At 34.5% G+C, this 22,312-nt stretch carries 18 protein-coding genes and 2 pseudogenes; 18 read left to right on the top strand and 2 right to left on the bottom strand.

Annotated elements, in window-relative coordinates; translation table 11 throughout:
• Positions 1 to 8 precede the first annotated feature (8 nt).
• From nagB to BP17_RS11360, 3 genes are all read left to right on the top strand, one after another.
• Complete coding sequence (nagB, locus tag BP17_RS11370) at positions 9 to 716, top strand: glucosamine-6-phosphate deaminase (RefSeq protein ID WP_035054490.1); 708 nt, start codon at positions 9 to 11, stop codon at positions 714 to 716.
• A 10-nt stretch (positions 717 to 726) separates the two neighbouring features.
• On the top strand, positions 727 to 1,443 hold the full coding sequence (locus BP17_RS11365) for a GntR family transcriptional regulator (RefSeq protein ID WP_035054487.1): 717 nt from the start codon (positions 727 to 729) through the stop codon (positions 1,441 to 1,443).
• 133 nt (positions 1,444 to 1,576) lie between these two features.
• The gene (locus BP17_RS11360; protein WP_035055480.1) at positions 1,577 to 2,656 is read left to right on the top strand and encodes an undecaprenyl-phosphate alpha-N-acetylglucosaminyl 1-phosphate transferase; all 1,080 of its coding nucleotides are present in this window, start codon (positions 1,577 to 1,579) and stop codon (positions 2,654 to 2,656) included.
• An 85-nt stretch (positions 2,657 to 2,741) separates the two neighbouring features.
• On the opposite strand, the gene BP17_RS11355 is transcribed toward BP17_RS11360, so the two are convergent.
• Entirely contained in the window at positions 2,742 to 3,791 is a 1,050-nt protein-coding gene (locus tag BP17_RS11355; protein WP_035054485.1) for an LCP family protein, read from the bottom strand.
• 149 nt (positions 3,792 to 3,940) lie between these two features.
• Positions 3,941 to 4,579 carry a YigZ family protein gene (locus BP17_RS11350; RefSeq protein ID WP_035054483.1) on the bottom strand — a complete coding sequence of 213 codons (639 nt, stop codon included), beginning with the start codon at positions 4,577 to 4,579 and terminating at the stop codon, positions 3,941 to 3,943.
• Between the two features lie 200 nt (positions 4,580 to 4,779).
• Here BP17_RS11350 and BP17_RS11345 point away from each other — a divergent pair, with 200 nt between their 5' ends.
• From BP17_RS11345 to pstC, 15 genes and pseudogenes are all read left to right on the top strand, one after another.
• Positions 4,780 to 5,631 carry a DegV family protein gene (locus BP17_RS11345; protein ID WP_035054481.1) on the top strand — a complete coding sequence of 284 codons (852 nt, stop codon included), beginning with the start codon at positions 4,780 to 4,782 and terminating at the stop codon, positions 5,629 to 5,631.
• A gap of 93 nt (positions 5,632 to 5,724) precedes the next feature.
• A complete protein-coding gene (locus tag BP17_RS11340; protein ID WP_035054479.1) occupies positions 5,725 to 7,071 on the top strand; it encodes a DEAD/DEAH box helicase in 1,347 nt (448 codons plus the stop codon).
• A complete protein-coding gene (locus BP17_RS11335; RefSeq protein ID WP_035054476.1) occupies positions 7,071 to 7,757 on the top strand; it encodes a ComF family protein in 687 nt (228 codons plus the stop codon). The genes BP17_RS11340 and BP17_RS11335 overlap by 1 nt, the downstream gene beginning before the upstream one ends.
• A 137-nt stretch (positions 7,758 to 7,894) precedes the next feature.
• On the top strand, positions 7,895 to 8,437 hold the full coding sequence (hpf, locus tag BP17_RS11330; protein ID WP_035054474.1) for a ribosome hibernation-promoting factor, HPF/YfiA family: 543 nt from the start codon (positions 7,895 to 7,897) through the stop codon (positions 8,435 to 8,437).
• 274 nt (positions 8,438 to 8,711) lie between these two features.
• Positions 8,712 to 11,094 (top strand): annotated as a pseudogene (gene secA, locus BP17_RS11325) (preprotein translocase subunit SecA); the annotation flags it as partial.
• A gap of 71 nt (positions 11,095 to 11,165) precedes the next feature.
• A pseudogene (locus tag BP17_RS13855) lies at positions 11,166 to 11,240 on the top strand (SEC-C metal-binding domain-containing protein); the annotation flags it as partial.
• 91 nt (positions 11,241 to 11,331) lie between these two features.
• A protein-coding gene (gene prfB, locus BP17_RS11320; protein WP_156956033.1) for a peptide chain release factor 2 occupies positions 11,332 to 12,445 on the top strand; the annotation gives its coding sequence in 2 pieces (ribosomal slippage) (positions 11,332 to 11,403 and positions 11,405 to 12,445; 1,113 coding nt in all).
• Between the two features lie 369 nt (positions 12,446 to 12,814).
• Entirely contained in the window at positions 12,815 to 13,501 is a 687-nt protein-coding gene (gene ftsE, locus BP17_RS11315) for a cell division ATP-binding protein FtsE (protein ID WP_035054470.1), read from the top strand.
• Positions 13,491 to 14,381, top strand: coding sequence for a permease-like cell division protein FtsX (gene ftsX, locus BP17_RS11310; protein WP_035054468.1), 891 nt, complete (start codon positions 13,491 to 13,493; stop codon positions 14,379 to 14,381). The genes ftsE and ftsX overlap by 11 nt, the downstream gene beginning before the upstream one ends.
• A gap of 52 nt (positions 14,382 to 14,433) precedes the next feature.
• The gene (locus tag BP17_RS11305; RefSeq protein WP_035054465.1) at positions 14,434 to 15,627 is read left to right on the top strand and encodes a C40 family peptidase; all 1,194 of its coding nucleotides are present in this window, start codon (positions 14,434 to 14,436) and stop codon (positions 15,625 to 15,627) included.
• Between the two features lie 712 nt (positions 15,628 to 16,339).
• Positions 16,340 to 17,518 (top strand): PDZ domain-containing protein, encoded by a 1,179-nt coding sequence (locus BP17_RS11300; protein ID WP_035054463.1) that lies wholly within the window; start codon positions 16,340 to 16,342, stop codon positions 17,516 to 17,518.
• A 51-nt stretch (positions 17,519 to 17,569) separates the two neighbouring features.
• Positions 17,570 to 18,298 carry a response regulator transcription factor gene (locus tag BP17_RS11295; RefSeq protein ID WP_035054461.1) on the top strand — a complete coding sequence of 243 codons (729 nt, stop codon included), beginning with the start codon at positions 17,570 to 17,572 and terminating at the stop codon, positions 18,296 to 18,298.
• On the top strand, positions 18,295 to 20,079 hold the full coding sequence (pnpS, locus tag BP17_RS11290; protein WP_035054459.1) for a two-component system histidine kinase PnpS: 1,785 nt from the start codon (positions 18,295 to 18,297) through the stop codon (positions 20,077 to 20,079). The genes BP17_RS11295 and pnpS overlap by 4 nt, the downstream gene beginning before the upstream one ends.
• A 234-nt stretch (positions 20,080 to 20,313) precedes the next feature.
• Positions 20,314 to 21,216, top strand: a complete 903-nt coding sequence (locus tag BP17_RS11285) for a substrate-binding domain-containing protein (RefSeq protein ID WP_051910531.1) — start codon at positions 20,314 to 20,316, stop codon at positions 21,214 to 21,216.
• A 234-nt stretch (positions 21,217 to 21,450) separates the two neighbouring features.
• Positions 21,451 to 22,311, top strand: a complete 861-nt coding sequence (pstC, locus tag BP17_RS11280) for a phosphate ABC transporter permease subunit PstC (RefSeq protein ID WP_035054457.1) — start codon at positions 21,451 to 21,453, stop codon at positions 22,309 to 22,311.
• Position 22,312 lies beyond the last annotated feature (1 nt).

The following is a 22,312-nucleotide window of genomic DNA, read 5'->3' as shown; positions in this document are numbered from 1 at the left end:
AAATTAAAATGGAAATAATTATTGTAAAAGACACTATCGAAGGCGGAAAAAAAGCATTCGAACTTATTAAAGCAGGAATGGATCAAGGAGCAAAAGTATTAGGATTAGCTACAGGAAGTACACCGATTTCTTTGTATCATGAAATGATCAAAAGTGACGTAGATTTTTCAGATATGACAGCTCTTAATTTAGATGAGTATGTTGGACTTGCTCCAACAGATCCTCAAAGTTACCGTTATTTTATGGAAGAACAATTATTTTCAAAAAAACCATTTAAAGAAACATTTGTGCCTAATGGAAAAGCTAAAGATGCAGAACAAGAGTGTGAACGGTATGATCAAATTATTGAAAAACACCCAATTGATATTCAAATTTTAGGTATTGGAAGCAATGCACATATTGGGTTTAATGAACCTGGAACGTCATTTGATCTTACCACTCATAAAGTAGAATTATTGCCATCTACCATTGAAGCGAATAAACGCTTTTTTGATCATGCTGAAGATGTTCCGCGTTTAGCTTACTCAATGGGAATCAAATCAATTATGAAATCTGAAAAAATCATTTTAATGGCCTATGGCGAAACAAAAGCAGAAGCAATAAAAAAAGCTATTGAAGGACCTATAACGCAAGAAGTTCCTGCAAGCATCTTGCAAAAGCATGAAAATGTAATTATAATCGTAGATGAGGCGGCAGCTAAATTAATTAAACGATAGGAGCAAAATCATGGGTAAGGCGACACCAATTTATATTCAAATCCATAATCAAATACGAAAAATGATAGAACAAGAAGTTTGGAAAATAGGAGAACGCATTCCTTCTGAAAGAGATCTAGCTATCCAGTTTAGTGTCAGCCGAATGACTCTGAGACAAGCTGTACAAACGCTTGTGGATGAAGGAATCTTAGAACGAAAAGTAGGTTCTGGCACTTATGTATCTAATAAAAAGGTGCAAGAAAAAATGGCGGGAATCCAAAGTTTTACAGATATCATGATCTCACAAGGACGCAAACCAACAAGTAAAACAATTTCTTATCATGTAAAGCCAGCTAGTGTCAGTGAAGCTGAGAATTTAAAATTAAATACTGAAGAAATGGTTTTAAGAATGGAAAGGATTCGTTATGCTGATGATGTGCCTATTTGTTTTGAAGTTGCAACGATTCCGTACCATCTTGTAGAATCATTAGGAAAACAAGAAATAACCAAATCGCTTTACAAAGTATTGGAAGCTGAACAAGGAATTACCGTTAAGCGAGCTGAACAAACGGTTTCTGCTATGTGTGCTTCTGAGAAAATCGCTGAATATTTATCGATAAAACGCGGTGAATCTATTCTTCAATTAAAGCAAATCAGTTATTCAAAAGAAAAACTGCCTTTTGAGTATGTTCGTACTCAATACGTAGGTGAGCGATTTGAATTTTATTTAGAAAAAAATTTACGCTAAGCAACAGTTAGCGTAATTTTTTTATTTCCTTAGTATAAAAGCCAAAGCCAAATTGCAATTGTATTTTAGTAATTATATTTGTATAATGAAAGAAAGAATGGCTTTGAAAGTAGGTTTCTCTTTTATGTATGATATGTTTCAAGTTTTAGTAGTCTGTTTATTAACAGTTCTCCTCAGCCTTATCCTAACGCCGCTAATAAAAAAATTAGCATTAAAAGTAAATGCCATAGACAAACCTGGTGAAAGGCGAGTAAATATAAAGCCCATGCCAACATTAGGTGGATTAGCAATCTATTTGTCTTTTTATTTTTCACTATTTTTTATGCAAACAATCCCTTTTGAACAAGTTCTGCCCCTGTTTATTGCTTCTACTGTCATCATTATTACGGGGATGGTAGATGATCTAATCGAAATAACGCCAAAAATGAAATTGTTGGGCATTACTATAGCTGCTCTTATCATTTATTATGTCGCGGATATTCAAATGGATCTTGTTACATTACCTTTGATTGGAGAAATACATTTAGGCATATTTAGCCTGCCAATAACCTTGTTATGGATATTAGCTATTACAAACGCTGTTAATCTTATTGACGGTTTAGATGGTTTGGCAACTGGCGTTTCAATGATTGCTTTAACAACCATGGGTATTATTGGGTTTTTCTTTTTAACAATTGATGATGTTGCTGTTCCCATAATGATATTCACATTAGTTGCTGCAGCTACCGGGTTTCTACCCTATAATTTTTTCCCAGCTCGTATTTTTTTAGGAGACACAGGTGCGTTATTTTTAGGATTTATGATTTCTGTCATGTCACTGCAAGGGTTGAAAAATGCTACCTTGATTACAGTTATTATACCGGTCGTCATACTAGGCATACCGATCACTGATACGATTGCAGCGATATTACGGAGACGTTTAAATCGAAAACCCATTTCTAGTGCGGATAAAATGCATTTGCATCACCGCTTGATGACATTAGGTTTAACCCATAGACAGACGGTACTTGCTATTTATAGTATTGCCGCTATGTTCTCACTAATTGCATTGATGTATCCACTATCAAGCTTGATAGGCTCCATTATGTTAACCATTGGATTGTTGCTTGGTCTAGAATTGTTTATGGAATTAATCGGCTTAGTGAGTGAAGAAAGAAGACCCTTATTAACAAGACTAAAACGTTTTGCTAGTAAATTAAACAGAAAACGATAAATACAAAATGGGTACAAAGACGAATAAGTCTTTGTACCCATTTTGTATTTATCAACTTGTGTAAGACTTAGAAATGTAAATTCCGTTAGTAAGCGTAATTTGTTATACCGTTTGTTTCAAATTCATACCCTTCAGCATCTCGCTCATCTAAAGAATCTAATCCTAGAGCTACTCTGAAACGATGACTAACAAAATCAACGCTATCTGGATAAAGTTCAACCATGCTTGCTCCATATAATGTGAAATCTGTCCATTCAAAAGTATAAGAGTTGAATTCATATGAACTCTCTAATCCAGTTTGAGCGATTCCCAACATTTCATTAAACGTTAAATCGGTACGCATGTTTGACCCAACGGCTTCAATGACATTCGTGTATTTAGTGATTGAACCGACACTAAGGGCTTTTTCCACAATTGCTTGGATCAACAATTGTTGTCTTTCTCCACGCATAACGTCATTATCAATTTTTCTTGTACGAGCCAAGGCTAAAGCCTCTTCACCATTTAAAGTCTGATAACCTTCTTCTAAAGTGATTTGATTCAACTTACCATCAGAGTTTTGTTCTGAAAAAGTTATTGGAACATCCATTTCTATTCCACCTAAAGCATCTATGATTTTCAAAAAGGCATCAAAATTAAATGTTACATAATAATGAATGGGAACATCAAGCAATTCCTCAACGGTCTCGATCGTTGCTTGCTCTTGACCTTCACTATAAGCGGAATTGATTTTATCTTCTCCTAAAGATTCCTCTTGATACATGATTGGAGTATACGTATCTCTAGGAATACTGACCATATTCACTTCATGGCTATTAGGGTCGATAGTAAGGTAGATAAGCGAGTCTGTTCTAGAACTCCCAAGTTGTCTATCTTCGGTATCATCAATACCCATAATCAAAATAGAGGTCGTTTCTTTAATTGGATCTACTGTAACCTCTTTCTCACGATTTAGTTCATAATAAGAATCATCAATCGTTTTTTGAGCGGTGGCGTAAAGAATAGCTGCATAAACGGCTACACCTAAAATAATAATCATAATTGGAATCAATATACTTAAAATAATAATATTTTTTCGTTTTTTTCGTTTATTAACATAGGACATACTTCTACTAGTATTAGACTGTTTCTTCAAGCTTATTCTCCTTCAAAAATCATTTTGCTTTTTAGGCATCCAAGTAGAGACTTGTACGTGAAACCCGTAGCCTGAATTATCTTGTTTATTTTATCATGAATAAAAATAAGTAGAAAGTTTATTTGAAGAAAGTAACGATTTCTTAATATTTAATTCGAAATATCTTTGTCACAATAAGCGTCTTTCCCTATTTTAAAACTTACTTGTCCATTAAGCCACTCAATAATCGTTGTTTGAAATTGATTTAACTGAACTTGATCAATTAGACAGACAAAAGAGACAACATCCGAATAAAGAATGTCTTTAATCAGATAGTTCGCTTCACGGAGAGAATTCTCTAATTTTCCTGAAGCTGGATAAGCAACAACAACGCTGATTTGAGTATGCAATCTTCTCTCGACAATGCCACAATCATTTAATCCTTGACTGACTGTTTTTCCGTAAGCACGTATTAATCCACCAGCTCCAAGCTTAGTGCCACCAAAATAACGTGTAACCACTGCAACAACATTTTTCAACTGTCTTTTTTTCAAAACTTCTAACATAGGAACGCCAGCTGTGCCGGATGGTTCTCCGTCATCATAAGCGCGTTGAATTTCATCATGGTCACCAATCAAATATGCGACACAATTATGGTTGGCTTTACCATGTTCTTTTTTAATAACTTGAATAAAATTTTGAGCTTCTATTTCACTCGTTACACGTTTTAAATGGCAAATAAAACGAGATTTTTTTATTTCTAATTCAAATTGCCCATCTTGTTTAATAGTGTAGTAATGATTTAACATAAATAGTCCTTTCGTTAACCTGAATGAATTGCTCTATCTAGGTAGTGTACTCTTAGTAAGAGTATTCAACAAGACTAGCTATAGAAATTATAGAATACAAGGAGAGCAAATAAGGAGGTTGAACAGTAAAAGAAGTATGCTATACTTTTAGTTTGAATGCTAGGTTATAAAATAGACAAATACAATAGTGAGGTGATAGCTTGAGAATCGCAGTGGTAACAGATAGTACCGCTTATTTAACAGATCAACAATGTGAGCTGTATTCTATTTACAAATTACCATTATCAGTGATTATGGGAAATGATGCTATAGAGGAAACAAATATAACTAATGATGACTTTTTTGAAAGAGTTAAGATGATGGATTCTTTACCGACAAGTTCGCAACCAGCTATTGGTCAAGCTATTGATTTGTTTAATGAACTTTCAAAAAAATATGACGCTGTTATAAGCGTACATTTGTCAAGTGCACTTAGCGGAACCTACGATTCAATCGCAAGTTTAGGACCGGTGTATAAAAAGTTGGAAATTTACCCTTACGATTCAGGAATCAGTTGCTCAGCACAAGGTTACTTTGTATTGGAAGCAGCAAGAATGGCAAATGAAGGGTTTACCGTTGAAGAAATTTTTCATACGTTTGAAAAGATGCAAATGACACTACAGGCTTATTTTGTGGTAAATGATTTGCATCATTTGGTTCGCGGAGGACGTCTTTCTAACGGGTCAGCAATTATTGGCTCTTTATTAAAAATAAAACCAATCTTACATTTTGAAGATAAAAAGATTACTATTTTTGAAAAAATAAGAACAAAGAAAAAAGCACTTAAAAGAATTGAACAATTATTAGGAGAAGATGTTGAAAAAGGTTATCCAATCGTATCGACAATTATTCATGCTAATGCTGAACAAGAAGCCTTAGAATGGATAAAAAAATTAAAACAATGTTACCCATCTATTCGTTATGAAATTAGTTATTTCGGCCCTGTTATAGGAACGCATTTAGGTGAAGGCGCCTTAGGAATGACTTGGGTAAAAGATCAGACAAAGGGTTAAAGCAATTATATTATTTATATATATATTGGAAGTTGAGATTTTTTTCTCAACTTCTTTTTTTGTGCGTACTTTAATAAAGAGAGGTGATTGAACATGAATAATTTTTTGATGGGAAGAGAGTTATTGCAAAATGAGTTAGATGAAGTCTTACCTGAAAAATGGGAAGGAATGATTTCAACAGGCTTTATTGAAATAGACAAACAGGCTATCTGTCGTCGCTGTGGGTCTAAACGATTGCAAGATCGACAATTAAATCCTTGTAACTGTGGCGAAAATTGTTTTTATTGTATTCGCTGCCTTCAAATGGGTAAAATCAAAAAATGCAGTCTACTTTACTATCTTCCGGAAAAAAACCAGTTTTTTCCTATAAAAGAGCCCATATTAACTTGGCAAGGTCAATTATCCATACAACAAGCATTTGCTTCTAAAGAAATTGAATCAACGATAAAGGCAAGTCAAACAAGATTAATTTGGGCCGTAGCTGGTGCTGGGAAAACAGAAATGCTTTTTAAAGGGATCGAGTGGGCAATAAGAGGAGGGAGAAGAGTTTGCATTGCTTCACCTCGTACAGATGTGTGCCTAGAATTGGCTCCTCGTCTGAAAAGTGCCTTTCAAAATGTTGAACAACTCACTCTTTATGGCGATATGGAAGAATCCTACAGATACACACAGTTAGTCATCGCAACGACTCATCAATTGATGCGGTTTAGAGAAGCTTTTGACGTTTTGATCATTGATGAAATTGATGCTTTTCCTTTTGATACAGATAAAGGCCTTCAATTTGCAGCGCAAAAAGCTAAAAAGTCTACCGGAACAATTATTTACTTATCCGCCACTCCAAATAAACAGATGAGACGGGATATTGAACAAAAGAAACTATCTGCTTCTATCCTACCTGCACGCTATCATGGATATGCTTTGCCGGAACCAAAAGCGATATGGGCAGGAGATTGGCGTAAAGCAATTGTTAAGCGGCAAAAAAAAGCTGTTATCTACAAGGAAATCGAACGTTTACTGCAAACCCATCGCCGTTTCCTTTTATTTGTACCCAATATTGAATTAATGCTTGAATTATCCAATTATCTTGAGATGATTTTTCCGCAATACTTATTTACAAGTGTCTCTTCAGAAGATGAAAATCGCAAAGAAAAAGTACAAAATATGCGTGATGGGGTTTACCAGTTTATTTTGACAACGACAATTCTGGAAAGAGGGGTAACTTTTCAAGATATAGATGTCATTGTTTTAGGTGCCGAAGATCAAACATTTACAGAAGCCGCATTGATTCAAATTGCCGGTCGAGCTGGTCGACATCGTGATTTTCCAACTGGAGAAGTGTTGTTTCTCCATTATGGTCAAACGAAAGCTTTGAAAAATGCCATCGGTCAGATTAAAAAAATGAACCGTTTAGCTCGTAAGAGAGGACTGTTGATAAACTAATGAAATGTTTATGGTGTGGAAAAAAACAAAATGAAGTGATCAAATTAGGAGCATTAATTTCTTTCACTAAAATTGACCCCGCAGTTAGATGTGATGCGTGTTCTGAAAAATTAGTTTCATTACTAGATAATGCAGTTTGTTTAGGCTGTAGTCGCTATTGGGTCGAAAAAGGACTCTGTTTAGACTGTCAAAAATGGAAAGCAGAGTACCCAAACTATCTATTCAAACATACCGCACTTTATCAATACAATGAATTTATAAAAGAATGGATAGAGGCCTACAAGTATGCTGGGGATTACCGACTTGGCGAATTGTATAAAAAGGAGATCCAAGCCTTCTTCTACAAGCAAAACAAACTAATTATTCCGATACCAATAAGTTATAGGAGTAAACAATCAAGAGGCTTCAATCAAGTGGAAGGTTTATTAAAATTTGCAGGAATAAAGTATACGCCTGCTTTAATTCACTGTGGTATAGGAGAGAAACAATCCAGTAAGGATCGAAAAATGAGGATGCTTACTCCTCAACCGTTTAAATTAAATGAAGTTTTCCAAGATAACATAAAAGGGAAAGCTATTATTTTAGTGGATGACATTTACACAACTGGTCGGACTTTTTTTCATGCTGCAGACTGTTTATTGGAAAATGGAGCACAAAGTATTGAAACGTTTTCAATTTCTCGTTAAAGATTGTTTAAATGTAATCGATTTTATTTGCAATCTTTGTGGGTTGATATATAATTAATCTAAGCAGATCATCATTTGAGTGGTCCAATTGATGATGCTTATTCTGATATATGATCAGATGAAAGGGGAGAGTGTTTATGTTTAAATATAATGTCCGTGGCGAAAATATTGAGGTAACTGCAGCGATTCGTAGTTATGTTGAAAAAAAAGTGGGGAAAGTTGAGAAATATTTTAATGATGTACCTGAAGCAACAGCCCACGTTAATTTAAAAACGTATTCTGATAAAACTGCTAAAGTTGAGGTAACGATTCCATTACCTTATTTAGTTTTACGTGCGGAAGAAACCTCACCTGACTTATATGGAAGTGTGGATTTAGTAACAGATAAACTTGAACGACAAATGCGTAAATATAAAACTAAAATAAACCGTAAAAATAGAGGATCTCATATTGTTGTTCCTCCTATTTTACCAGGTGAAGATCAAGAATCAATGGAAGATGAAATGAACATTGTTAGAACGAAGCGCCTGTCATTGAAACCTATGGATAGTGAAGAAGCGGTTCTACAAATGGATATGTTAGGTCATAATTTCTTCATTTTTGAAGATGCTGATACAAATGGTACTAGTATTGTTTATCGTCGTAAAGACGGAAAATATGGATTGATCGAAACAGAATAACATAACATACTGAAAAATTGAAAAACTTCAAAGCAAGAGATACTTCATTCTTGCTTTGAAGTTTTTTTATTTTTCAAATTTTACTAAAAAGCATCTTAATAAGCTATCATCATTGTAGATAAAAAGGTTTCAATTGTGAATCAGTAATGATAGAATCAATAAGAATAGAGACTTTTGTCAGAAAATGAAATAGTGCAAATGCTAAGCTGAAGTCAACTTTTTTTTGAAAGAAACTAAACAAAAATATCGATAAAGATATAGGGGAGAAAGACTGATGGCGAATTTTTTACGTAATTTAATCGAAAATGATAAAAAAGAATTAAAAAACTTAAGCAAAATTGCTATGCAAGTTGAAGAGTTTGCGGATGGAATGGCTAAGCTATCTGATGATGGATTAAAAGCTAAAACACCCGAATTTAAGAAGAGATACCTAGATGGTGAAACACTAGATGCCTTATTGCCAGAAGCTTTTGCGGTTGTAAGAGAAGCTGCTAAACGTGTATTAGGGTTGTACCCATACCATGTGCAATTAATGGGTGGTGTTACTCTTCATCGTGGAAATATTCCTGAAATGAAAACGGGTGAAGGGAAAACCCTAACTGCTACAATGCCGGTATATTTAAATGCATTAACCGGAGAAGGCGTACATGTCGTAACGGTGAATGAGTATCTATCTAGCCGTGACGCTACTGAAATGGGAGAATTGTATGAATGGTTAGGCTTAACAGTAGGCTTAAACTTAAATTCAAAATCTTCAGAAGAAAAACGTGAAGCTTATTTAGCAGATGTTATGTATAGTACAAATAATGAATTAGGGTTTGATTACCTTAGAGATAATATGGTTGTCTACAAAGAACAGATGGTACAAAAACCATTAAATTATGCTATTGTCGATGAAGTCGATTCTATTCTAATTGATGAAGCTAGAACACCTTTAATTATTTCAGGTCAAGCAGCAAAATCGACCGCTTTTTATAATCGGACAGATTTCTTTGTAAAAGGATTGAAAGAAGAAGAAGATTTTACAATTGATGTCTCTTCTAAAACGATTGCTTTAACAGAAAAAGGAATTGAAAAAGCTGAAAAAACATTTAGAATCGATAATTTATATGACGTAGAAAACCAAGCTTTAACACACCATATTGATCAAGCTTTAAGAGCTAATTTTATTATGCATCATGACGTGGATTATGTTATCCAAGACGGCAAAGTAATGATCGTTGACCAATTTACTGGTCGTATTATGGAAGGTCGCCGTTATTCAGATGGCTTACATCAAGCTATTGAAGCAAAAGAAGATGTCGAAATACAAAATGAATCAAAAACAATGGCGAACATAACATTCCAAAACTACTTCCGTATGTACAAGAAATTAGCAGGTATGACTGGTACTGCAAAAACAGAAGAAGAAGAATTCCGTGAAATTTATAATATTCATGTTGTTGCAATACCAACAAATAAACCGTTGATTCGTGACGACAAGGCAGATTTGCTTTATCCAACATTGGAAAGTAAATACAATGCTGTTGTTGAAGAAATAAGAGAACGTCATGCTAATGGTCAACCAATCTTGGTTGGAACAGTGGCTGTTGAAACATCTGAATTAATATCAGGATTATTAAGAGAAAATAAAATACCTCATCAAGTTTTGAATGCTAAAAACCATTTTAAAGAAGCTGAAATCATTACAAATGCTGGCCAAAAAGGTGGCGTTACTATTGCGACAAATATGGCTGGACGTGGAACAGATATCAAATTAGGTACAGGTGTTCGTGAAGTAGGCGGACTTTGTGTTATTGGTACAGAACGCCATGAGTCACGTCGTATTGATAACCAATTACGTGGACGTTCCGGTCGTCAAGGAGATCCTGGTGTCACTCAATTCTATCTTTCTTTAGAAGATGAGCTGATGAAAAGGTTTGGTTCAGAACGCATTCAAGCTGTTCTTGAAAGATTGAAGGTCAGTGAAGAAGATGCCGTTATTCAAAGTAAAATGATCTCGCGTCAAGTAGAATCTGCTCAAAAACGCGTTGAAGGAAATAACTACGATACACGTAAAAATGTTTTGCAATATGATGACGTCATGCGTGAACAACGCGAAATCATGTATAATCAAAGACTTGAAGTTATTATGGCTGAAGAATCCTTGAAAAAGGTCACTATTCCAATGATCAAACGAACAATAGAACGAATTGTTCAAATCAACACCCAAGGAACACAAGAAGAATGGAAGTTGCAAACAATTCTTGATTTTGCACAAGCTTCGTTAGTTCATCCTGACAATATTGCGCTAAGTGATTTAGAAAATAAAACTATTGAAGAAATTGAAAATGTACTTTTGGATGCAGCAAATGCTATTTATACTGAAAAAGAGAAACAGCTAAACGGGAAAGAACAAGTCTTAGAATTTGAGAAAGTAGTTATTCTACGTGTAGTAGATAGTAAATGGACAGATCATATTGATACAATGGAACAATTGCGTCAAGGAATTGGACTTCGTGCTTACGGACAAAGCAATCCGCTAGTAGAGTATCAAGCAGAAGGTTTCAAATTATTTGAAGAAATGATTGGTGCCATTGATTATGAAGTTACACGTCTATTAATGAAATCACAAATTCGTCAAAATTTAAAAAGAGAACAAGTTGCAAAAGGAACCACTGCACGTTCAACTGGCGATGGACAAGTTGTCAAAGAAGCTCACAAAAAACCGGTTAAAATGGATAGTTCAAAAATAGGACGTAATGATCCTTGCCCATGTGGGAGCGGTAAAAAATATAAGAATTGTCACGGGAAATTAGATTAAAAATTATTTTTAACAGTCAACTAAAATAGACATAAGAAAGAACACGATTGGTTTATTAAGTCGTGTTCTTTCTGAATTGGAGTGAATAATAATGGAATTAAGCGATATTAGAAATTATTTAGAAACGGCAGATAAAAAAATAAATGGTTTCGGGAGGTCTCTTTGACTTAGAGACTTTAGAAAGAAACATTGCTGAATACGATAATAGAATGACAGAACCAACTTTTTGGGATGACGCCCAAAAAGCTCAAATAATCATTAATGAAGCAAATGAATTGAAAGAAAAATATAATCAATACCAGAGCCTTGTAACTGAAAAAGAGGATTTAGAAGTATTATTAGAAATGGTAAAAGAAGAAAGTGATGAAGAACTAGTAAAGGAATTGAATAGTAAAATCAGTCCTTTCTTAGATAAATTAGATAAATATGAATTAGATTTATTATTGAGTGATCAGTATGATAAAAATAATGCCATTATTGAGCTTCATCCTGGAGCAGGTGGAACTGAATCGCAAGATTGGGGAAGTATGTTGCTTCGAATGTATACTCGATGGGCTGAAAAAAGAGGTTTCAAAATTGAAACGCTGAACTATCAATCAGGAGATGAAGCAGGTATTAAAAGTGTAACTTTGCTTATTAAAGGATTGAATGTGTATGGATATTTGAAAGCTGAAAAAGGGGTTCATCGTTTAGTACGAATTTCACCTTTTGATTCTGCTGGACGAAGACACACATCGTTTGTTTCTATTGATGTTGTACCAGAATTAGATGACAGTGTAGATATTAAAATCAATTCAGATGATTTAAAAGTAGATACCTATCGCGCAACTGGAGCAGGTGGACAGCATATCAACACAACCGATTCTGCTGTTCGAATTACCCATCTCCCAACGGGTGTAGTAGTTGCAAGTCAAGCTCAACGCTCACAGTTGAAAAATAGAGATCAAGCTATGAGTATGTTAAAAGCAAAATTATACCAACTTGAAGTAGATGAACAAGAAAAAGAAATGGCAGCTATTAGAGGCGAACAATTAGAAATTGGTTGGGGTTCTCAGATTAGATCATATGTTTTTCATCCGTATTCAATGGTAAAAGATCATCGTACAAATTATGAAACAGGAAATATTGCCCAAGTTATGGATGGTGGAATAGATCCATTTATACAGGCTTATTTAAGAAGTAAAGTTTCTGACTTAGAAGAATAAAAAATAGGAAAGTCAAAATTCTGACATATTTATTTTAAATGTCAAGAATTTGGCTTTTTCTATTTGTAACAAAAGAAATCTGATTAATCCCAAAAAAAAGTGGTTTTAAATGAATAAATGGGGTCTGAAACCTTTTTTTGTTTTATTTCTGCTTATTTTAAAGGAAATAAAAGTAAATTATTTTGAAAAAAGAAAATAAATCAGTTAAGTTACAATAACAATACGAATTGAAATGAATTTGTAAAGAAAATACAACTGATAAAAATATTTATAGTGCTATAATGAATAAGCATTAAGGTGTACTATCGTAAAAAAACGAAGTATTACTCATATTGTGATTTAGAAACTAATAAAAGTTAGGTGATAAAAATGATTGAAATGCTAAATGTCTATAAGAAATATCCAAATGGCATTACAGCAATTAACGGTCTGTCTGTTCGTATTGAACCAGGTGAATTTGTGTATGTTGTTGGGCCTAGTGGTGCTGGTAAATCAACTTTTATTAAGATGATTTATCGTGAAGAAGAAGCAACTAAAGGAACTATCAAAGTTGGCGATTTTGATTTAATGACAATAAAAGAAAAAAAGGTTCCATTTTTAAGACGCTATGTAGGAGTAGTTTTTCAAGATTTTAAATTACTACCTAAGTTGACAGTATATGAAAATATCGCATATGCCATGGAAGTTGTCGAAAAAAATCCTAAGTCTATTCAAAAAAGAGTGTTGGAAGTTCTCGAACTAGTCGGTTTAAAACACAAAGTGCGTATGTTTCCTAATGAATTATCGGGTGGAGAACAACAAAGAATCGCAATAGCAAGAGCAATTGCAAATACTCCACACATTCTAATTGCAGATGAACCCACAGGAAATCTTGATCCAGATACTTCATGGGAAATCATGAAAATTCTAGAAGAGATTAGTAATCAAGGTACAACCGTAATTATGGCTACTCACAATAGTCAAATCGTTAACGTTGTTAAACACCGTGTTCTTGCGGTTGAGAACGGGCGCATCGTCCGAGACCAATTGGAAGGAGATTACGGTTATGAAGCTTAGAACAGCAAAGAGACATGTAATTGATAGCTTTAAAAGTTTAAAAAGAAATGGCTGGATGTCTATTGCAGCAGTAAGTGCGGTAACAGTAACGCTTTTATTAGTAGGAACATTTATTGCTATGCTGATGAATGTTAATAAACTGGCTACAGATATTGAAAATGATGTGAGCGTCAGAGTGTATATTGATTTAGCCGCTAATGAAGAACAACAACAAGAACTACAGTCAGAATTAGAAACGCTAGATAATGTAGATTCAGTTGAATTTTCAAGTCGTAAAGATGAACTGGAACAAGTTGTTGGTAGCTATGGTGATGAATTTAATTTATTTGATGGAGATGACAATCCTTTATATGATGTTTTCATTGTAAGTGCGGATGTTCCAGAAAATACGTCGCTTGTTGCGGAGAAAATTGAAGAATTAGACTATGTTACTCAAGTCAACTATGGTGGGGCAACAGCAGACAACTTATTTAAAACAATGAATACCGTTCGAAATATCGGAGCAGTCGTTATTGTTGCCTTGATTTTAACAGCTGTATTCCTAATTTCAAATACGATTCGAATCACTATTTTCTCACGCCGTACTGAAATTGAAATCATGAAATTAGTCGGTGCAACAAATTGGTATATTAGATGGCCATTCTTAATTGAAGGAGCAATGATTGGGCTTGTTGGCGCAATCATACCAGTAACTATTTTAAGCTTTGCATATGTAGCTGCTTTTGATATCGGTACAGGTTTCTTAACCGGTACGTATTTTGGATTATTAACACCAAATCCATTCTTATATCAAGTTGGAGGCTTAATGTTGGCAATCGGGATTATTATTGGTGCAATCGGGTCATTTATGTCAATTAGAAAATTCTTAAAGACATACTAAATATAACTAAAGACAAAAACTAAAAACTAATGGGAAAACGGGGGAAACAAAATTGAATAAAAAGTTCATTAACATAGCATTAGTTGCAGCATTAGGGTTTACAGCCTTTGTTGCACCTATAACAGCATTTGCAAGTACTGATAAGGATATCCAAACATCTACAGAAAAAATAGCGGACCTAGAAAATAAAGAAAATTCTGCTGAATCTCAATTAGCGGCTATTACAGCTACTATTACCGATGATGAAAAGAATGCAGAATCTTTGATGGATGAAATGAAAAACACACAAGCTAGTTTACAAGCGCTAGAAGTACAAATTTCTGACTTGAAGGTAGCTATTGAGCAACGTGAAGCAAAATTGAATGACCAAGCACGTTCTGTACAAGTAGATGGAGATAACCAAAATTATGTAGATTTTATTGTAAATGCTGATTCAATTGCTGATGTTATTGGACGCGTTGATGTTGTTTCTCAAATTGTTTCTGCAAATCAAGAATTAGTAGAATCTCAAGCAGCTGATAAAGCAGCTGTCGTTACAAAACAAGAAGAAACTGAAGCAAATGCAGAAAAACAAACATTATTGGCTGCAAAATTAGAAGCATCTAAAACAGAAATGGAACAACAAAAATTAGAAAAAGAAGCTGTCGTTGCATCAATTGCAGCTGAAAAATCTGTTGTTGAAAATGAAAAAGAACAATTTTTGGCTGTAAAAGCAGCTGCTGAAAAAGGAGCAGAAGAGTTAGCACTCGTTAAAACAACTGCTACTGCTGTAGAAGAGGTTGCTACACCAGTTGAAACAACGGATTCTACTACGAAAACAGTAGCTAAACCGGTTGAAACTAAAAAAGTTGTTTCACTAACAAAAACAGCAACTGTTTCAGATGGTTCATGGGCAACAATTAAAACAGCAGCATATGGAGTTCTTGGTACGCCGTATCTTTATGGTGGAACGACTACTAGAGGCTTTGATTGTTCTGGTTTTACTAGCTACGCATTTGCTGCAGCTGGAATCAGTCTTCCTCGTACAGCTAGTGCTCAATACTCAGCTTCATCTAAGATTTCACAATCTGAAGCACAACCTGGAGATTTAGTATTCTTTAATCAAACAGGAAGTATTGATCATGTTGGTATTTATCTTGGAAATAACCAATTTATTGGTTCTCAATCTTCAACAGGTGTTTCTGTTACGACAATCAGTCAGGCTTATTGGGCTCAATATTTAGTTGGTTTCGGCCGTATAAACTAAAAGAGTTTAAATGACGAACAAATTATTCACCTGTTTCTCCAAACTAATTTCAGAAGAGGCTGGCACATAACCAGTTGAGAATAGTAAAAGGGTCTGCTTATCAGGAAACTGATGAACAGACCCTTTTTTGTTCGCTATGTTATTTGCTGAATAGTTTTTGTATTCCCTACTTTCTACTAATCAAGGCTGCTTTTAAAAGTACCATTAGAAACAGTAGTTGGATAAGTAAAAGCTCTACGTCAAATTGTGTGGATGAGTTTTGCCGAAAGGAGGTATATGACAAATAGTGTTTATACTTTAAAAATAATTCTTGCGGAATAGATGGTTTTGCTTGTGAAATAGGGACCACCTGGAGCCTGAAAACTACAATTTTAAGACTTTCAATTCTCAAAAGGCCATAATCGCTGAAATGTTAACGATCTACTATTCGCATTGAATCCAAAGCACGGCTACAAATAAATCCTATTCCTTCAGAATTTTTAGGCAAGTAATTGGATTAAATCTAGCAACACTAAAAATTATAATCCTCAATTTAACCGACTTATCAATACTGAAAACGCTAGAATTTTCTTGGATTAAAGAAAAAATGTTGCTTATAAACTGTTTTAAGTGTGAAAATCAAGTAAACTATATTTAGAAGCAGATAAATTCGTGATTAGTTTGGCTTAGTTTGATAGAATGGAAGAGAAATATAAAAAGGGGTGTATGCAAATTGGTAGCAAATTTTTTTATTGCACTAGTATTGTTTTTTATTCAACCTACGTTTATTGTGGGCTTAATTTTTGCAGTTTGGACAAGTTATCGCAGGATCAACCATGAAAGAAGTAACCACCGTGTAGCAATCTATAATACATTGTACGAAATAAAAAATTATTTATTAGTTGGACTTCTTTTTGGAGCAGTTGGATCTATTCTTTTAACCATTATAGGTATTCCGGTTACAATGGATTGGATCATAATTTATCAAATTATTGCAATTGTAAGTTTGGTTTTTGGCTATCGCTTTATCCATCCTTTGTTTACATTTTCAATAAGTTCTTTAATCCTTTTAGGACTATCATTTGTTCTAAGCAAGGACGATTTTTCTTTTATACCAAACACGTGGTATCACCCATTAAGTCAAGGTGATTTTAATGGGCTAGCTTTATATAGGAACATCTTCTTTATTCTTATTTTTTTATTAGTGGTATCTATTTTTACAATCAAGAGAAAATCTGATCGTCATTTATCCGCTCGCTTTTTGAAAACTAAACGTGGGAAAAAAATTGCAAAATATCCTATAAAGCTCTTTTGGGTGTTGCCGCTATTGTTAATTATTCCTGGTGAAAGTTTTCAAGCTTTATTTAGCTGGTGGCCAGTCTTTTCGATTGGAAATGAACAGTATACCTTCTTTTGGCTACCCATTTTAATGGGCCTGCAATTTACCGTCCAGTCTCAAATACCAAAAGAAGCCATATCAAAATTAGCTAAGGATTTAATGATTTTAACAGGAATAGCTTTAATTATTGCAATTAGTTCAATTTGGGTCCCATATGCTCCAATTGCTGGTTTTATCTTTTTGATCGTTGGAGGGTCAATTGTACTATACCGTCATCGCAAACGTGAAAGAAACTGGAACTTCCTTTTTGGACCAGCTGAGAATGGTATAAAAATTATTGGTATTCGTCCAGGTACTCCAGCAGAAAAAATGGATTTAAAGGTCGGAGATACAATTATTGATTGCAACAATCTCACTATTGAAACTGAGACAGACTTTTACCAAGCATTATCGAAAAATAGTGTTTATTGTCATTTGAAAATTAGAGGTCTAGATGGTGAACTTCGTTTAACTGAGACGGCTATTTATGCAGATTCTCCACATGAAATTGGAGTGGTTATTTTAGAAAAGTAACTAAATTTAAAAGTAAATGAAATTAAAAATTCTGTATGGGTGGTATAAAAGATGAAAAAAGTATTAATTGTCGATGATGAACAGTCAATTTTAACTTTATTAGCTTTCAATCTAGAAAAGGAAGGCTATCAAGTAGATACAGCCTTGGATGGCTTGGAAGGATATGAAATGGCTTTAGGACATCCATATGATTTTATTATTTTAGATTTAATGTTGCCATCAATGGGTGGTATGGATATTTGTAAAAAGCTAAGACAAGAAAAGATTGAAGCGCCAATAATGATGTTAACAGCTAAAGACGATGAACTTGAAAAAATTATTGGTCTTGAATTGGGTGCAGATGATTATATGACAAAACCTTTTAGTCCGCGTGAGGTACTTGCTAGAATGAAGGCTATAATGAGAAGAGTAGGCAGTAAAAGTAATACAAATGGGACTGTGGTTAATTCAGAGGATGCAACGGAAAATGATGAGCTGATTAAAGTGGGGGATATTCAAATCGATCCTAGCCAATATGAAGTGATTGTAAGAGGCGAAAAAATTGATGTGACACCGAAAGAATTTGAATTGCTGATTTATATGATCAAACGAATCAACCGTATTTTGAGTAGAGAACAGTTATTGGATGCTATTTGGAATTTTGACTATGCTGGTGAAACGCGTATTGTGGATGTGCACATTAGTCATTTAAGAGAAAAATTAGAGGTAGACACAAAAAATCCAGCGTACATTCGAACAATAAGAGGCTTTGGCTACAAATTTGAGGTTCCAAAAAAATGAAGAAGCTCCAATTTCGAATTCTAGCTATTTTTATTGCTATATTTACAATTTTTAGTATCTCTATTGGCCTTTTCTCAATTAACTTATTACAAGAATACACTAGTAATAGCCAACAAGAAGCATTGATCAAGCAGGCAAATACAATCGCAAGGATGCTCAATGTGAATGCAGAAAATACAACCGATTTAGGTTCATTAACGAGTGAGTTATCAGTTCTAGAAAAACAATCAGAAGAAAGATTGACCGTTATTGATCTTTCCGGTGTCGTGGTCTATGATTCCGTAATGGATAGTGAAGCATTGGAAAATCACAGCAACCGCGAGGAATTTCAAGCTGTGCTAACTGGAGATGAAATCGGAACTTCAGTTAGAACAAGTGAAAGTACGAATGAAACGCTGTATTACGTTGCCGTTCCTTTAGTTGGAGAACAAGATGATTTATTAGGCATCTTACGTTTGTCTTTACCAGTGGCTGATATCAATCAGATCAGTGATCAGATAAAAAACTCTCTGTTGCTTTTTAGTTTACTCGCACTTATTTTAACTACGTTTGTTACACTTATCATAACCAAACGTATAGCGAAACCAATTAATGATATCATGGAAGTAGCGGAAAGTCTTTCAGCAAAAAGGTATGATGCTAGGTATACGGGGAATGCGTATGGAGAAGTGGCTGATTTAGGAGAAACAATCAATGACCTAGCTACAAGTTTAGAAGAACAAACACAAGAAATTGTTCAAAATGATAAACGTCTTTCTGAGCTGATCAACCATTTAGTTATCGGCGTTATGCTGATCGATGAACACCGGACAATAAAAATGGTGAATCCCGCTATGAGTATTATTTTAGGTGAGGATATTAGCAAATTAATTGGAAATTCTTACGTTGAGGCGACAAAGAGTTATGGATTAAGTCATATGATTGAAACAGCTTACCAAAAAAATGAAAAACAAAATGATGAAATTTACTTTTATTACCCCAAAGATAGAATTGTAGATGCAAACATTATCCCTATTGAGGGAAAAGAACTTGGAGAGCATAATTTAATTGTTTTGCTTTATGATATTACAGAAATTAGAAGACTAGAAAAAGTACGAACTGACTTTGTAACGAATGCTTCACACGAATTAAAAACGCCTATTACAGCTCTTAAAGGTTTTTCAGAAACCTTATTGGATGGAGCGATGGAAGATAAAGAAGTCTTAAAACAATTTTTAGAAATTATGTTAGCTGAGAGCAGCCGATTAGATTTTTTAGTAAATGATATTCTTGAATTATCAAAATTGGAACAAAAGCAAGTACCAATGAAAGTAGAAGAAATTAATCTTACAGAAGCCGTTAAGTCAACGTTCCAACTCGTTAAGCAAAAAGCGGATGAGAAAGAAATGAAACTTAATATAATTGAAGAGGATAACTTGTTTATTACCGGAGATAGTAGTCGGTTAAAACAAATATTAGCCAACCTGATCAACAATGCGGTCGTCTACACTCAAGAAGGCGGTAAAGTAGAAGTTTCCATAAAAAAAGAAGCTGATTTTGCTGTAATCAAGGTATCAGATAATGGGATGGGAATACCCGAAGATGAGCAAGATCGGATTTTCGAACGTTTTTATAGAGTAGATAAAGCTCGTAGTCGTAATTCTGGTGGAACGGGACTAGGGTTATCCATCGTTAAATATTTAGTTGAAAACTTGAATGGATTCATAACGGTTGAAAGTAAGCTTGGACTAGGAACGACTTTCATTGTAAGACTGCCTACTCAACCCAAACAACTAATTTAGTACATTAGTAGTGGTAAAAAAAAGCGAAGTTTGCTAAAAAGTCTTGAGATATAATCTCAAGGCTTTTTTTTATGTCTAATAAACAAGACGACTTTTACAAAAAATTAACACTCTTTACAAAAATCAATAGAAAAATTACATAAAGTGAGACTGAAATTAATATTCATTGTTTAAGATAGGTTATGTGGACGAGGGTAACAGTGTCCAACACTATTACTGAAAAGGATGGGGAAAATGACTATTACAAAACTATCAAAAATGACTTTAACACTTGGCTTGGGGATAACATTAGCAGCTTGTGGAACAGATTCAGGTTCAACAGATTCATCAGAGGGTGCGGCAGAATTTGATACTTCTCAAACAATCAATGTTATGTCAAGAGAAGATGGTTCCGGTACTCGTGGAGCATTTACAGAAATTACTGGTGTGCTAGTAGCTGAAGGCGATACTGAAACAGATAATACGTACTCTGCAGCGACGATTCAAAATAGTACAAACGGAGTTATGACAACAGTTGCTGGAGATCCTTCATCAGTAGGATACATTTCATTAGGCTCGCTAGATGATACTATTAAAGCAGTGACTATTGAAGGAATAGCAGCAACTCCTGAAACCGTTCAAGATGGATCATATGCCATTGCTCGTCCATTTAATGTTGCTTATAACGGAGAATTAAGCGAAGTAGCTCAAGATTTCTGGAGTTATATCATGAGCGCTGAAGGACAAGAAATCGTCGTTGGCGAAGGTTATGTTGAAGCAGTAACAGATGCTCCTGCATTTGAAACAACTGATGGAATGTCAGGAAATATTAGTGTTGTCGGTTCAACTTCTGTAACTCCAGCAATGGAAGTTTTAGTTGAAGGGTACACAGCTCTTAATCCAGATGTAACAATTGATGTTACTTCTAACGGTTCTTCTGCTGGTATGACTGCAGCAATGGACGGATCAGCTGATATCGGAATGGCTTCTCGTGAACTAAAAGACGAAGAATTAGAAGTTTTAACTGCTGAACCGCTTGCTATTGATGGTATTGCAGTAATTGTAAATAATGAAAATGGTATTGAAGACTTAACAATGGAACAAGTTAGACAAATCTTTACAGGTGAAGTAACAACTTGGGATGAAGTTGCTGAATAAGTAGGCACTAAATAAAAATGATCAGAAGAGTTTTGGTCATTTTTATGAAAACAAGTTTCTGTCAATTGCAAAATTGACAAACGAACCCAACCTAGTATTGGCAAAAATAGCCATAGGTTGGGTTTTCATTTATGGATAAAAGTGGGTAAAATTATTTACAATTATCCATAAATACAATTGGAAATAAATGTATTTATGGATGATTTATTCTGGTTTATGTTAAAGGAGAACTATATGAAGACGAAAAAATTAGATAGATTCATGCAAGGTGTCTTTTTTCTATCTGCTCTGACATCAGTCTTGGCTATCATTTTAATCTGTATTTTTATTTTTGCAGGTGGCGTTCCTTTTATACTTGACTACGGGGTGTCTGAATTTATATTTGGTCGAAATTGGTCACCTTCTAACACACCCGCATCATTTGGTATATTGCCAATGATTTTGGGGTCTTTAGCCGTAACTTCTGGTGCAATTATTGTGGGTGTGCCTATAGGTATATTAACGTCTATTTTCATGGCAGAGTTTTGTCCAGCCTGGTTACACAAATTTTTGAAGCCAGCAGTCAATTTAATGGCTGCTATACCTTCTATCGTTTACGGATTCTTTGCTTTACAAGCTATTGTACCCATCATGCGTCAAATTTTTGGTGGTACAGGAATGAATATGTTGACAGCAATCATTTTACTTGGAATTATGATTCTTCCAACAATTATTGGGTTGTCAGAATCATCTATACGAGCTGTCCCAAGAAGTTATTATACAGGAAGTATGGCTTTAGGAGCGACTCATGAACGGTCAGTTATGAGGGTCATTGTACCAGCTGCTAAATCAGGGATCATCTCTTCTGTTATTTTAGGTATTGGACGTGCGATTGGAGAAACTATGGCAGTTGTTTTAATTGCTGGAAATCAACCTATTATACCTGAAAGTTTAACATTGGGTGTTCGTACTTTGACAACAAATATTGTATTAGAAATGGCGTATGCAAGTGGTGCTCATAGAGAAGCACTTGTTGCAACAGCAGTTGTTCTGTTTGTATTCATTTTGATCATTAACGGAACTTTCTTGATCATTAAGAGAAAGGGGGCTAAATAAT

The organism is Carnobacterium pleistocenium FTR1 (assembly GCF_000744285.1).
Classification (GTDB): Bacteria; Bacillota; Bacilli; order Lactobacillales; family Carnobacteriaceae; genus Carnobacterium_B; species Carnobacterium_B pleistocenium.
This window is presented reverse-complemented; position numbering and strand designations above follow the sequence as displayed.